This is a genomic window from Bacillus cereus group sp. BfR-BA-01492 (assembly GCF_022662815.1).
Taxonomy (GTDB): domain Bacteria; phylum Bacillota; class Bacilli; order Bacillales; family Bacillaceae_G; genus Bacillus_A; species Bacillus_A cereus_BD.
In genome coordinates, this window is the sequence record NZ_JAKUEH010000005.1 from 92,709 (window position 1) to 106,439 (window position 13,731).

Here is a 13,731-nt window from a genome sequence, read left to right on the forward strand (position 1 = left end):
GCCTTACCTTAAAGTTAAGCGCTTTCTTTAAAAAGGAAGTGATAGCAGAGAGAAATGAGACTCTCTGCTATTTACCTTTATTACGCCCAGCGAGTTGTAATCATTTTCTTTCTTGTATAAAATTCCACACCATCCGGACCATTTGCATGTAAATCGCCATAGAATGAATCTTTCCAACCAGAGAATGGGAAAAATGCCATTGGAGCTGGTACACCGACATTTACTCCTAACATACCTGGATCTATATTTTCGCGGAACACACGAACTTTACCACCGTCATTTGTAAAGATACAAGCACCGTTTGCAAATCTTGATTCATTTGTTAGCTCAATTGCTTCTTCTAATGTTTTCACACGTACAATAGATAGGACCGGTGCAAAGATTTCATCTTGCCAAATTTTCATTTCTTGTGTTACATGATCAAAAATTGTTGGTCCAACAAAATACCCTTCTCCATTTACTTCCACATCATTTCGGCCATCGCGAACAAGAGTTGCTCCTTCTTGTATACCTGTTTCAATGTATTGCAGTGTACGTTCTTTATGACCATCGCGAATTACAGGTCCTAAGAAAACATTTTCTTCTAAACCGTTACCAATTTGCATTGCATGAGATGCTTCAACAAGTTTTTCAATCAGCTTATCAGCTACTTCCTCTTGTACAGCTACAACAGAACATGCCATGCAGCGCTCACCCGCCGAACCGAATGCTGCATTTATAATTTGGGTTGCTGCTAAATCAAGGTCTGCGTCATTTAAAACGATTGAATGATTTTTCGCACCTGCTAACGCTTGTACTCGTTTTAAGTTTGCAGAAGCTGTTTTATATACATATTCAGCAACTGGTTGTGAACCAACGAATGAAATCGCTTTAACATGCTTATGCTCTAATAAGCCATTTACTACATCATGAGCACCATGAACAATATTTAATACCCCTTTTGGAAGGCCGGCTTCTTCTAATAATTCTACTAAGCGACAAGCTAATAATGGCGTGCGTTCAGATGGTTTTAATACAAATGTATTACCGCAAGCAATCGCTAATGGGAACATCCAGCAAGGCACCATCATCGGGAAGTTAAATGGTGTAATTCCGCCAACTACTCCAATTGGATAACGATACATACCAGATTCTAAATTCGTTGCAATATCAGGAAGTTGTTTTCCCATCATTAATGTTGGAGCACCGGCTGCAAATTCAACACACTCAATACCACGTTGTACTTCTCCATATGCTTCTTTAAAGTTTTTCCCGTTTTCGATTGTGACCATTTTTGCTAGTTCATCCCAATGTTCAACTAGCAATTGTTGATATTTAAACATGATTCTTGCACGTTTTGGTACCGGCGTTTTGGACCATGTTTGAAATGCCTTTTTAGCAACTTGTACAGCTTCATCTACTTCTTCTTTTGTAGAAAGCGGAACGTGTGCAATAACTTCTCCAGTTGCTGGATTGTATACGGGTTCTATTTTAGAGGAATGTGATTCTTTCCATTCACCGTCGATATAGTTTTTTACTGTTTGAACTGCTACTTGAGTCATTTTAATTTCCTCCTTCATGATTAAGAAATGGATGTTTCTTTTGCTTCTGTAATAAACTGCTGAATTTCTTCCACTGTCGGCATTGCATCTGAACAACTATGCTTCGAAATGACAATTGCTGCTGAAGCGCTTCCAAATTCCATCGCTTTTGGCACGTCCCAGCCTTTCATCAATCCGTATATAAAAGCAGAGGCATATGAATCACCAGCACCGAAAGTTTTTAATACTTTTGTTTTAAAGATACTTCCTTTATATGCATGACCATCTTTTGTATAAGCAATAGACCCTTCCGAACCGTGCTTGATTACAACAATTTTCGCATGATGATCAAACCATTTTTGAGCAATCACTTCATCTTTAGCTTTCGCATCTCCTATGATTCCTTCCATCATTTCAAATTCTTCTCGTGTACCAATAATCACGTCACATTTTTCAGCTGCAAGATTGTAATACATGGCTGTATCTGCTTCAGATGTCCACGTATATGGTCGATAATCTAAGTCAAAAAATACAACAACGTTATGTTTTCTCGCATAATGTAATGCTGCAAAAGTGGCTTCACGTGAAGGACTTGCTGCAAGAGCTGTTCCTGAGATAAGGAGCGCTTTTGCCTGTGCAATATATTTCTCTGAAACTTCTTTTACTTCAAGCTTCAAATCTGCCACATTATCACGGTACATTAAGATGCTACATTCTTCTGGACTCTTAATCTCAGTAAATGCTAATCCTGTAACTGCACCTGTTTTATCTACAATGACATTCTCTGTATCAATCTTCTTTTCTTTCAAATAGTTTGTAATAAAGCGACCCATTTGGTCATCTGCTACTTTTCCAATGAATCCACTTTTTAAACCTAACGTAGCTGTTCCAACAGCAATATTCGCTGGTGAACCCCCTACATATTTTGTAAAAGTTATTGTTTCTTCCATCGGACGATTGATCTCATTTGCATTTAAATCAATGCATGCTCTTCCTAACGCTAAAAAATCAAGAGGTCGATCGTTTGCGATTTGTAACATGTCCACTATCTCTTCCCCCTCATCAAAGTAACCGCTTTCTTTTTATTCTAATAAAAAACATTTTATTTAATAAAACCTTAAATAAAACGTTACTAATACACATAGTAGAGAAAGTATTTTTAGTTAAGCGCTTTCCCTTGATTGAATTATAACGAATAAATTCTAAAAAATAAATACATATTTTATTATTTTCTAAATTTTTTTGCTAGTTGTTTTATTAATAAAATTTATTGTGATAGTATGCACAAATAAAAAATACATGTAAATTTCTCTATTTTCTCCTAAATAAATAACCTCTATTTTATTTAGAAGAAAATAGAGGTTAAAATAATGATATGTATACCCGTTAAAATATTATGGTACAAAATATTAAATTTATGATATTTTTGCTGTTGACTTCCGAATCATTAATTCCGGTACTAATAATATCCGCTGTTTAGGCTTATCTTTATGTTCAATTTGATGAATTAATAGACTTGTCGTTTGTTCAGCCATCTCTTGAATAGGCTGTGCAATTGTTGTTAATGGTGGATAACAAATATCCGCTAAAATGGTATTATCAAAACCAATAATCGAGAGTTCTGATGGAATTTGTATTCCTTCTTCTTTCGCCCCTTGCATGACACCCGCAGCTAATATGTCATTACAGGCAAAAATTGCTGTGGGACGATCTTTTTCCTCAAATAATAATTTTGTGATTTGCTTTCCGTTTTTTATTGTTGCAGCTTCTGTATAATGAATTAATTTTTCATCCACTTTCACTCCGGCTGCTTCTAATGCATCTTTGTAACCTTGAATACGATATTTACTACTTGTTGTTTGTTCAGCAATTAGACCAATACGCTTATGTCCGAGGGATAATAAATAATCCATCGCTTGAAAAGCAGCTTTATAATCATCCACCGACACCATATCAACAGATAATGCTGGTATGTCCGTTGAAAATAGTACAACGGGAATATGTTTTTCAACAAGTTTTTTTATGTGTGTTGTATCCTGAAAACTTGTAGCAATAATTAAACCATCTACACGCTTTCTCAACAATAAAGAAATATATTTCCTTCCTTTTTCATCGTTATTGTCCGTGCTGCACATAATAACATTGAATCCCTTTTCTTCAGCGGAGTCTTCTAATGCGCGTGCAACTTCCGAAAAAAACGGGTTTGCAATATCTGGAACTAGAAGGCCGATCGTATGCGTTTTTTTTCCAGTTAATGCAGAAGCGACAACGCTAGGTTGGTAATGCAAGCGATCCATTACTTCTAATACATGTTTTTTTGTTTTTTCACTAATTTTCCCAGTACCATTCACTACCTTTGAAACGGTTGCAATTGAAACCCCCGCTTCTTTCGCCACATCATAAATAGTCGTTTTCATTGTCTCCCACTTCTCTTCTCATAACGTTATCTTCCTTTCAGTATATCATACGAAACTTAAATTTTTCATCTTGAGCGGAACTCCCTTCATTCCAGCTGCACATATCTTCTTTCTTCTTACAAAAAATAAGCAGTATGCCCATGCATAGACATACTGCTTATAAACGATATAGTATAAAAAAAATATTTACATACAATTTATTTCATTACACCTTCAAATAGCCATTCATGATCTGAGTCATTATGAAATTTCCATGTACGCACCGGTCCTGCCATTACATTTAAATAGTAGGACTCATAGCCTGGAGGCGCTGAAACAGGATGATACCCTTCTGGTACAAGTACAACATCACGATTCTTCACAATTAATGCCTCATCAAGCGTACGATCATCATTGTATACGCGTTGCATAATAAATCCTTGTTTCGGATTTACTTCATGGTAATATGTTTCCTCTAAATAGGATTCGTGAGGCAAATTATCCTGATCATGTTTATGAGGTGGATAACTAGACCAATTCCCTTCTGGTGTATATACTTCTACAACTAATAAACTATCTGCCTCTTGATCTTCTGGTAAAATATTATGAATTTTACGTGTCATATGTCCATAACCTCGGTCTTGTACACCAACATTATTTGGCGCAATAAGACGCGCTTTATATGTACCTTTTCCCGGCGCTAAACAAACAGCTAATTCTACATCTGTTAATGCTTCGACATGAAATTGCTCTTGATTTGGTACATAGACTGAGTATGGTGGAATCTTTTCAAAAACACTCATACGCTCTCCAATATTTTCAAAGCGCTCTTCCTTCGTCGCAACATTTGCTTTTCCGCTTAATAGAACAAGGCAAACTTCTTTATCATTTGTTACTTCTTGCAAAGTCTCTCCTTGTTTTAAAGAAAATAATTCAAATCCAACATATTTCCATCCTGCTGATTCTGGTGTTACAGATACAATGCGCCCATTTTCTTCTCTTTCATGCGGGCTTACGATTAAATTTGCCATAACTTTCATCTCCCTCATTTACTCAATAGTAATGGATGATTGATTTTAACAGGTTGTTTCAATCGCAGTGATTCTTTTGCTGCATGGGCAATGCGTTCTGCTTGTAACCCGTCGTTTCCACTACAAATTACAACTTCATCATTTAAAATAGAGTGCACAAACAATTGAATCTCTGTAATATAAGCCTCTTTATAGCGCTCTAAAAAGAAATGTAGCGGCTTGTCTTGCATGACACCGTTTGCTGTTGAAATGCGGACAGTTGATGGACAATCATTTTCTGTGCTTATACATCCTTTTTCTGCAAACAACTCTATTCTTTGATCATAACCATATGCTGCTTTGCGGCTGTTATCAATAACTCCAATCGCACCATTTGCGAATGTTAATGTAATAATAGCAGTATCGATATCCTCATATTCAGAAAATATAGGATCAATTAAATTCGCACCTTGTACATATACTTCAGTTACTTCACTGTTCATCACAAAACGAGCCATATCAAAGTCATGAATGGTCATATCCATGAACATTCCACCAGAAGTTTGAATATAATTTGCATTTGGTGGCTCTGGATCACGGGAAGTGATTTTTAAAATATGTGGTTCTCCTAACTCGCCAGACATGATAAGATCACGCACGCGTTTATAATTATGATCAAAGCGACGGTTAAAGCCAACTTGTAGTTTTACACCGCTCTTTTCAACTACTTCTAATGCTTCCTTCGTCTCTTTTTCTATAAAACTAATTGGTTTTTCACAAAAAATATGTTTTCCTGCTAATGCAGCTTCTTTTATAAGAGTTGCATGCGTATTTGTTGGAGAACAAATACATATAGCCTGTATGTTATCATCTTGTAAAATATCATGATAATTATTCGTTACTTTATTTATTCCTCTTTCCTTTGCCCAGCCATGAAGTGCATCAATATTTACATCTGAAATAGCTACAACATTCATTTCCGGTATATAAACTGAATTTTCGATGTGAAGCTTTCCAATTCTTCCTACACCTATAATTCCAACATTTAACATATCCTAACCAACCTCCCGTGCATAGATAGATTAGGAAAGCGCTTAACTATTTGTTTTTAGTATACTGAATATTTTTAAATAATTCAATTATATATTTATATTTTGTGGTAACTTCCGAATATCTCTATATGCTTCTTTACATTTTCGTACGCTGCCTGAATAACATCTTGATGAAGTTTAAAATAATCTGTATAAGGGGTAGCTTGAACGAAATTGTTAATCATGTGGATTACATTGTGAAACGTAGCAGTCGCCACATTCACTTTCCGAATACCGTATTGAATACATTGCTGAAAGTCTTCTGCACAAATACCTGAACCGCCATGTAAAACAAGCGGCACCTTAACTTGTTGCGCAATTTCTTGCAAGCGATCAAAGTGTAAGTGCGGATCCCCTTTATACATGCCATGTGCATTTCCAATAGCAATGGCCAGCGCATCTACACCTGTTTCCTTAGCAAAATGTTTTGCCTCTTCTACGCTAGTTAGAGAGATTTCTATATCTTCAGATCCATCCTCACTTCCCCCAACTCTACCAATCTCAGCTTCGACCGTTGCACCATATTGTTTCGCTAATGCAACTACTGCTTTTGTATTTTCAATGTTTTCTTGTAATAGATAGTGAGAGCCATCATACATGACAGAACTAAACCCAATTTCTAATGCTTGTTTTATTTTTTCAATCGTCATGCCATGGTCAAAATGAACTGCTACAGGAACATCCGCTTCTTTTGCTGCCGCTACCATTAAAGGACCAATCAAATGAATTGGCGAATGATTCAACCGAACTTCAGCAATTTGTAAAATTAGCGGGGAGCGTAATTCTTCTGCTGCTCTAATAGCCCCTATTACCATTTCCATATTAGCAACACTAAAAGCTCCAACTCCATAATTTTTCTCCATTGCTTCTTCTAAAATATCTTTCATTTTTACTAATGTCATACCCTTTTCTCCATTTCTTCTTGTCAAATTAAACGAATACTTTCTCTTAAAAAAGTAAAGCGCTTTCCTTAATTATACACACAAAAGAAAGAACCTCAAACTATTTTGAAAATATTCTTATTTTTATCACCTAACTCAGCTCCCTTAACATATCCAGGCCCAGCTAGATTAATCTGATTCCAATCTAGCTCTTGAAACGCAACATTTTCTGATTGAATTTGATTTTCAAAACAATCATATGTTTCAAAAACAACTCTACTTCCAGCCTCCATTTATAGGCATGGTGTATTTTAAGGTGACATACATATATGATATGTTCTTTTCCTATACGATACATTTCATCACTCATCTCAAAAATTTGTAAACTCCAATTTCCTAAAAGTAAAATATTGTTATATATTATTTTTAAGGTTTAATTGTAAAATTTCTCAAAAATGCAAGGTGTATACTCTTTTTTGGCGAATATATATAAGTTAGATTTGTAATGAATAAGTGGTAATCTTCTTTTTCATAGCCGTAACGTTTCAAAATAATATGCTTATTTAATCGTAAAATTAGAGGTGAAAGATGGAGCGAATAGATTATATTAGAAAAGAAGAGAAAAAATATCACGATCTTTGTTATGAGCAATATAAATTGTTTGAAGCTGGATCATGGCTTTATAAGCCGGTAAAAACAATCGTGGATATGATGCAATATTTCGATGATCAAGCACAGGTCAAAGTGCTTGATCTCGGTTGCGGTGTTGGTAGAAATAGTATTCCAATTGCCCAAAAGATAATACGTGGGGGCGGTACAATTACATGTGTTGATTTACTTGACTCTGCATTAAGTAATTTAATCATAAATAGTAAAAAATATCATGTTTCCGAAGCGATAGAACCCATCCAATCTGCTATTGAAAACTTTCCTATTCAACCAGATAGCTATGATTATATTATTGCAGTATCTAGTTTAGAGCATGTAAACTCAACAGAAGCATTTCAAAAAGCACTTTTATTAATAAAACGAGGGACAAAACAGAACGGAATCAATTGCTTCGTTATAAATTCTAATGTTCAAGAATTTGATATAGAAACAAATGAAGAACGAGACGTATTAATAGAAGTCAATCTTCCTACTGAAACAATGTTGGATATATTGAAAAGCACTTATAAAGGTTGGAAAGAAATACATATGAAAGTAAAAGAATTATCCTATAATATCACTCGCAATGAAAAATCCATTCAGTTAAAAACAAATGCGATAACTTTTGTTGTTCAAAAAAGAGGTGCATACGATGAATCGGAGTAAGTTGATTTTCTTGGTTATTATATTCTCATTGCTTAGTATACTTGCATATGCCATACATCAATATATAACCAGAGGTATCATTGGTGGCAGTACCATTTTTGCTGGTTCTTTAATACTTAGCTATTTGATAAATCATATAACATGGGGAGATCCAAATGGTGTTTCAAAAGAAAGTCAAGATGAAATAGGATAACATATTACATATAAAAGCTTCAAAATTGGATATTTCGTATTAGTCATTATTTTGTTTCTTTTATTGATTTGGACAGAAGGGTTTTCTGCTTTCTATTCACTTGATAACATTCAAAACCTTCCTTTGTTCCTTGCGCTTTGCTCGTCATTTATTGTGATTCCACTTGTTGAATGTATTGTTTCAAAACGACATCAATAAAGTGAAATTTTAATCAGTAGGAAGGCTCCATCCCCCACTGATTAAAAGCCCTCAACAATCGAGCTAACAGAATAAAGGATATAAAGAAGAAGGAATTCTTTTACAGAGGAATTCCTTCTTCTTTATATTTTTTACAAACTCGTTCCAATTCTTCTAACATGTCATGAATTGATAATACCTCAAATAAGATAATAGCTTCACTTGAAAAATGATGATAATAATCATCTGGTTTATGCTTTGCTAAATCATTTTTATGTTCCCAAAAGAGTTGATCTAACTCGTCTATTAATTGATAATGTTTGTAATCCATTTTATAACAATGATTACGCAATATATGAATCGTGGAAAGAATCACTTTATATAGTGTCTCTTTTTCTTTTTGTGACCATTTACATTCTGTTGTAGATACACGAGTTAAATTATCTAAGTGATAAATAATTTGCTGAAGGATGTGAAGTTCCTTTTGAATGGCTAAAAAGCTGCGCATTTCATTTTTCGTATGCCGATGATATTTCCAATCCTTTTGCTCATATTGTACAAATTGTATTGCTTTATGCAAAAGTGTTGTTAATTTGGAAATGTGATGAACTGTTTCCTTTTTTATTTGTTCTCCATTTATAGCTTGCTGTAACCATTCTTCCATAATAGTTGCTGTTTTCGAAAATAATTCCGTTTTACAATCAACAATTGTTTTTGCATAATGCGGCGGTAAAATAAAGAAATTTACTAAAGTAGAAACGATAATTCCAGTTGACGTCGTCGCTAACCGCACTAAAAAGGCTGTAAAGTAATGATCGGCTGTAATTGGAATCATTGCTACTGCTGTTAATGTAGCGACTAATGTACCCGCATGTAATTTCAATTTCTGACACGTTACAATTGTAAGCATAGCTGCTAAGGCATAAGAAATCGCTTGGTGACCAAATAAAAAGGTAAATGTCATAGCATATGCTGATCCAATCGTTGAAGCTGGAAAACGAATCAGTCCTTTTTTAATCGAGTCTGTTGCAGTTGGTTCTATCGTTACAATAGCAGTAATAACCGCAAAAATTGTAGGGATTTGCAAAAAGTCACAAACAAGTACAGTTAAAAAAACAGCAATCCCCGTTTTTACAACTCTTCCTCCAATTAAATTCCATTTTCTTAGTTGTTGCATACTTATCTTCCCTTATTTCATTTTTATATTCAAACTAATTAATAATAACATATTATATCGTAACAGATAGAGTTGTTTTCTATAAGATGATATTCAAAAATTGATATATAACATAAATTTACTTATGTTGAAGAAAAGAAAGTCTCTAAACATACAAAATACCGTTCGGAAATAGAACGGCATTTTAAATAGTAATTTCATTTTCACTAAAATAAATAACAATATAATCGTTTAAATCAAAGTAATCTTCCACGATTGCGCTTAATTGCAGACAAACAAATGCATGAGATAACCTCTCTTTTAAAACGAAAAATTTTGAATAAGTGAAATAGTGATAACGAGTGTTGATAAAGAGCCTAAAGATGTTAAAGTTATAATCTTTCTGTTATTTTGCTTTTTTGAAGGTTTACTGAGTTCATGTGTCACTGCACCCCATAATAGTATGGATACTAAGGCAAGAATACTCATAGACATATTTGGCACACCCTTTCATGAAATATCTTAACTGACAGTTTTAAACGATTTTATTAAAAAATCATTTTTTACACAATTCATTCCTGTTTTTATATTGGTAAGTATAAAATAAGTTGTCTTCCAATCGGCCCCATTTTTCTTTGTCCTCTATCTTCAAAACCAACTTTTAAATATACTTTTTGTGCTGGAATATTTCGTTCATTTACAGCTAAAACAACTTCATTTGTTCCTGAAAAGTACGCTGTGACATATTCTTTTAGTAAACGCAATCCTCTTTTCGCATAGCCTTTTCCTTGTTTTTCATAATCAACTGAAAAAGAAACTAACAATAATGCATCAGAATTATTTGTATATTCCTTAACGATTTCTCCTGTTTGAAGTGCAAAAATACCAACTGGAACATCTTGATCTACAATCACAACGACATGTTTTGTAAGGTCTTCTTTTGCTTTTTCAAGTAAGTCACTTGGATTCGCTGTAAACTGAACTTGTTCACTGGGTAAAGTGAATGTTGCGATTTTTTCTTTATATTCCTCTTTGTAGGGAACAAGTTTAATGTTTTCTGTATGTATGCTCATTTTCATTTCCCCATTCTTTCTAGTTTATAAAACTACCTTTTTTCTCTTTATTTTTATTAAACCATATATTCCTTTATTAACAAACTGAATTTTCACTATTTATTTGATAAGAAAAATCCCGCGCTTTCCACACGCGGGATTTTTCTTATCTTTGCAAGTGATGATTCGATTGATCTTTCTGTTCCTTTTTCAACTCATTTTCTTCGTTTTTCGGCAACTGCTTATCATTATCTTTTATTGGATCTGTTTCTTTATTTTCAATCATATCATTTGGCACTTGCGGCATGACACGGCCGACAATAGCAGCCAGTTCATCAAGAATTCCTTCTCCCGCTTTGCCATGTCTAATTTGCTTTCCCATTTGTTTCAGTCGTTCATACGTATCAACATCTGCGACAACAACAGCATTTGCACCGTTCGGATCATGCTTTAAGCTTTCTGCAACAGAATATTTAATGGATTCAACGCGAGAACGATCCAACTTTGCTTTTACATCGATACCAACAACAGCATATTTACCGATAACAACCGCCGTTGCATCTCGCACGCCCGGTATACTCGCTGCTAAAGAGGCGAGATGATCTGCTACTTGTTCATTTGGTTTGTTATGGTTCGTATAAGTAACATTACGCATAGATACATTTTTTTGTTCTGGCTTTTCGCGTGCATTATCTTTTGTTCCGACGCTGCAGCCAGTGATAGTTAAACTAATCATCAGCATATATATATACTTTCTCATTCTGTTCACCACCTTATTCTTGATGTTTAATCATACATATGTTCCACAGCTTGCATCTTCTTCACTTTCTCTTCTGTTCCATCATTTGCATTAATAAAGATTTGATACGTATCTTTCCCTAACGTCCCTATAAATTCATAACACAGTACTTCTTTATGCAAATCATTTACAACAATCGCTTTACGTTCTTCCATTACCTTCACATCTGGATTGATTTTTTTTCTTGCCTCAGCAGCTGATAATGTTGCGGTTGGGATGCTTCGACTCTGATGAGATGCTAAATATTCTTTTGCTGAAAAACCAACAATCGATCCATCATCTAATGCAATTTTCATTTGAATGGCTTCAGGGTAAATCCGCACCCCATTTTCATTTGCCACGTACGTAAATACGCCAACATTATCATATTGTGAACTATCATACAGTTCCATATTTGTAAACCTATGTTTTTTCAAAAACGCTAATCCTTTGTTTCCTGCGTCATTTAAACTAACCTTTTGTTTTTTAATCTCACGGTTATTTATGACCCAAATTGGATATCCACCTTTTCCGGTAATATCCATATAAAACTCATTATTTGTTTTTGGATCTTTAATTTTCACACTATAAAAAGATTCTTTTGCACCTTTTCCACTTTTCTCAACTTCTACTTTTTCATTTCCTTTTAAGTTTAAAAATCGTTTTGCGATTTTAACTGCTTCATCTTTTGAAATTGGTTTTCCTTCAGCTTGAAACCCACCTTTTTCTTTTTTCTGCAAACTCGTAAAAGTAGGTCCAAAATTTGTTGAAGCATATGATGTTACATTTTTTTCAACTGTTTTCAGCCCATCGATAATTGTGTTATCGGCTGGATCTTTATTTGATGCAAGCGCAAGCTCTACATCCATCCAGCGTAAATTATTTTTCAGTACAAGATGCTGTACTTTGCGAAGTTCATCTTGAATATTCTTTGCATTGGCATATAAACTTTGTAACGTTTTATATTCTTTGTCATTGAGTGGCTCTTTTTCTAAATCGCGAACAGCTGTGCGGTAACTAAAATCACCGATATTCGCCAAAAATTCTTCTGTTTTATTAAAGGGTAATAATGTTAAAGGAAGCTGTCCAACATCTGATCGCGCTTCAGATGTAAGACGCCATACATCCGCCAGTGCTGGCGATAAAGAAGAACGTGAATTCATCGCTAAAGTTGTTCCGATTTTATCGTGTAATAAATCGACCTCGTATGCTAAATCATGAAACGCTCGCTGATAATTGTTTTCTGCTCGAATCAATACCGCATTCTTCTCTTGATGCTCTTTATAGCCCCAATATCCTGTCCCCACAACACCAATTGTTAATAGTACAATGATAATACCTCGTAACATCTTTCCACCTCCGCTCTATTTACAGAAAATATGTTTACCAATTTTTTTAATTTGCGGACGACTCCAAATCCACTTACTCGTTGCAGTGTCTGGATTGAAATAATAAAGCGCATTTCCAGTTGGATCCCAGCCATTTATCGCATCTAATACTGCTTTTTTCGCTGTTTCATTTGGCGTTAAATAAATTTGGCCGTCGGCAACTGCTGTAAAGGCACGCGGCTCAAAAATAACACCCGAAACTGTATTCGGAAACGATGGACTCGTTACACGGTGCAAAATTACCGCTGCAACTGCAACTTGTCCAATATACGGCTCTCCTCTCGCTTCGCCGTAGACCGCATTAGCCATTAATTGAATATCATTTTGAGAATAACCATTTGGAACATTGGTCCCTTTGTTTTGCGCTGGCTTATTACTTTGACCGCCACCGCTTTTATTGGCAGTCGATTTCTCATATTTCGTTGCTTTCACAAGCATTTGTTTTGTTTTTGGACCCGCTAGTCCATCAACCGGTAATCCAAATTTTTGCTGAAAGTTTCGCAGTGCCCAATATGTACCCCATCCAAATACACCATCTACTTTTCCTGTATAATATCCGTTATATTTCAGGCGTGATTGCAATTCGATGACATCTTCTCCAGATGCCCCTCTTTGAATGACTTGATTAGAAAAGGCCTGTACATTTTTTGTTTGCTCGCTACTTACGATGACGGATATACTAATCAGTACAAGTAAAATGAGTATTTTTAGAATACTTATTTTACGCATGTATTTCCCTCCTTAAAGACAGTAATGAATTCATGGTTATGTTTTG

12 protein-coding genes and 2 pseudogenes are annotated in these 13,731 nt (G+C 34.8%); 2 read left to right on the forward strand and 12 right to left on the reverse strand.

Going from position 1 to position 13,731, the window contains the following annotated elements:
* Nucleotides 1–80: 80 nt before the first annotated feature.
* The 7 genes and pseudogenes from MR063_RS08760 to MR063_RS08790 all read right to left on the reverse strand — a co-directional run.
* A complete protein-coding gene (locus MR063_RS08760; RefSeq protein ID WP_242196513.1) occupies nucleotides 81–1,541 on the reverse strand; it encodes a CoA-acylating methylmalonate-semialdehyde dehydrogenase in 1,461 nt (486 codons plus the stop codon).
* Between the two features lie 20 nt (nucleotides 1,542–1,561).
* On the reverse strand, nucleotides 1,562–2,566 hold the full coding sequence (gene iolC / locus MR063_RS08765; RefSeq protein WP_396021827.1) for a 5-dehydro-2-deoxygluconokinase: 1,005 nt from the start codon (nucleotides 2,564–2,566) through the stop codon (nucleotides 1,562–1,564).
* Between the two features lie 369 nt (nucleotides 2,567–2,935).
* The gene (locus MR063_RS08770; protein ID WP_242196516.1) at nucleotides 2,936–3,937 is read right to left on the reverse strand and encodes a LacI family DNA-binding transcriptional regulator; all 1,002 of its coding nucleotides are present in this window, start codon (nucleotides 3,935–3,937) and stop codon (nucleotides 2,936–2,938) included.
* Nucleotides 3,938–4,134: 197 nt separating this feature from the next.
* A complete protein-coding gene (gene iolB, locus MR063_RS08775) occupies nucleotides 4,135–4,947 on the reverse strand; it encodes a 5-deoxy-glucuronate isomerase (RefSeq protein WP_242196519.1) in 813 nt (270 codons plus the stop codon).
* A gap of 14 nt (nucleotides 4,948–4,961) precedes the next feature.
* Nucleotides 4,962–5,978, reverse strand: coding sequence for an inositol 2-dehydrogenase (iolG, locus tag MR063_RS08780; RefSeq protein ID WP_242196522.1), 1,017 nt, complete (start codon nucleotides 5,976–5,978; stop codon nucleotides 4,962–4,964).
* Between the two features lie 95 nt (nucleotides 5,979–6,073).
* Entirely contained in the window at nucleotides 6,074–6,919 is an 846-nt protein-coding gene (locus tag MR063_RS08785) for a class II fructose-bisphosphate aldolase (RefSeq protein WP_242196525.1), read from the reverse strand.
* A gap of 125 nt (nucleotides 6,920–7,044) precedes the next feature.
* Nucleotides 7,045–7,256: pseudogene (locus MR063_RS08790) on the reverse strand (acetamidase/formamidase family protein); the annotation flags it as partial.
* A 230-nt stretch (nucleotides 7,257–7,486) separates the two neighbouring features.
* On the opposite strand from MR063_RS08790, the gene MR063_RS08795 reads away from it, so the two are divergent.
* A complete protein-coding gene (locus MR063_RS08795; RefSeq protein ID WP_242196528.1) occupies nucleotides 7,487–8,212 on the forward strand; it encodes a class I SAM-dependent methyltransferase in 726 nt (241 codons plus the stop codon).
* Nucleotides 8,199–8,603 (forward strand): annotated as a pseudogene (locus tag MR063_RS08800) (hypothetical protein). Before MR063_RS08795 ends, MR063_RS08800 begins: the two are co-directional and overlap by 14 nt.
* 100 nt (nucleotides 8,604–8,703) lie before the next feature.
* Here MR063_RS08800 and MR063_RS08805 read toward each other — a convergent pair.
* The 5 genes from MR063_RS08805 to sleB form a co-directional block, all read right to left on the reverse strand.
* Nucleotides 8,704–9,759: an aromatic acid exporter family protein gene (locus MR063_RS08805; protein ID WP_242196531.1), complete on the reverse strand. Its 1,056-nt coding sequence runs from the start codon at nucleotides 9,757–9,759 to the stop codon at nucleotides 8,704–8,706.
* Nucleotides 9,760–10,322: 563 nt separating this feature from the next.
* Nucleotides 10,323–10,811: a GNAT family N-acetyltransferase gene (locus tag MR063_RS08810; RefSeq protein WP_242196534.1), complete on the reverse strand. Its 489-nt coding sequence runs from the start codon at nucleotides 10,809–10,811 to the stop codon at nucleotides 10,323–10,325.
* A 145-nt stretch (nucleotides 10,812–10,956) separates the two neighbouring features.
* Entirely contained in the window at nucleotides 10,957–11,550 is a 594-nt protein-coding gene (locus tag MR063_RS08815) for a YhcN/YlaJ family sporulation lipoprotein (RefSeq protein ID WP_242196537.1), read from the reverse strand.
* Nucleotides 11,551–11,576: 26 nt separating this feature from the next.
* Nucleotides 11,577–12,917 (reverse strand): germination protein YpeB, encoded by a 1,341-nt coding sequence (gene ypeB, locus MR063_RS08820; RefSeq protein WP_242196540.1) that lies wholly within the window; start codon nucleotides 12,915–12,917, stop codon nucleotides 11,577–11,579.
* A 15-nt stretch (nucleotides 12,918–12,932) separates the two neighbouring features.
* Nucleotides 12,933–13,685, reverse strand: coding sequence for a spore cortex-lytic enzyme (gene sleB / locus MR063_RS08825; protein ID WP_242196543.1), 753 nt, complete (start codon nucleotides 13,683–13,685; stop codon nucleotides 12,933–12,935).
* Nucleotides 13,686–13,731 lie beyond the last annotated feature (46 nt).

Bases quoted from the DNA above. Each gene is read 5' to 3' on its own strand.
- MR063_RS08760 (WP_242196513.1), bottom strand. From the start codon at position 1,541: ATGACTCAAGTAGCAGTTCAAACAGTAAAAAACTATATCGACGGTGAA.
- MR063_RS08770 (WP_242196516.1), bottom strand. From the start codon at position 3,937: ATGAAAACGACTATTTATGATGTGGCGAAAGAAGCGGGGGTTTCAATT.
- iolB (WP_242196519.1), bottom strand. From the start codon at position 4,947: ATGGCAAATTTAATCGTAAGCCCGCATGAAAGAGAAGAAAATGGGCGC.
- iolG (WP_242196522.1), bottom strand. From the start codon at position 5,978: ATGTTAAATGTTGGAATTATAGGTGTAGGAAGAATTGGAAAGCTTCAC.
- MR063_RS08785 (WP_242196525.1), bottom strand. From the start codon at position 6,919: ATGACATTAGTAAAAATGAAAGATATTTTAGAAGAAGCAATGGAGAAA.
- MR063_RS08795 (WP_242196528.1), top strand. From the start codon at position 7,487: ATGGAGCGAATAGATTATATTAGAAAAGAAGAGAAAAAATATCACGAT.
- MR063_RS08805 (WP_242196531.1), bottom strand. From the start codon at position 9,759: ATGCAACAACTAAGAAAATGGAATTTAATTGGAGGAAGAGTTGTAAAA.
- MR063_RS08810 (WP_242196534.1), bottom strand. From the start codon at position 10,811: ATGAGCATACATACAGAAAACATTAAACTTGTTCCCTACAAAGAGGAA.
- MR063_RS08815 (WP_242196537.1), bottom strand. From the start codon at position 11,550: ATGAGAAAGTATATATATATGCTGATGATTAGTTTAACTATCACTGGC.
- ypeB (WP_242196540.1), bottom strand. From the start codon at position 12,917: ATGTTACGAGGTATTATCATTGTACTATTAACAATTGGTGTTGTGGGG.
- sleB (WP_242196543.1), bottom strand. From the start codon at position 13,685: ATGCGTAAAATAAGTATTCTAAAAATACTCATTTTACTTGTACTGATT.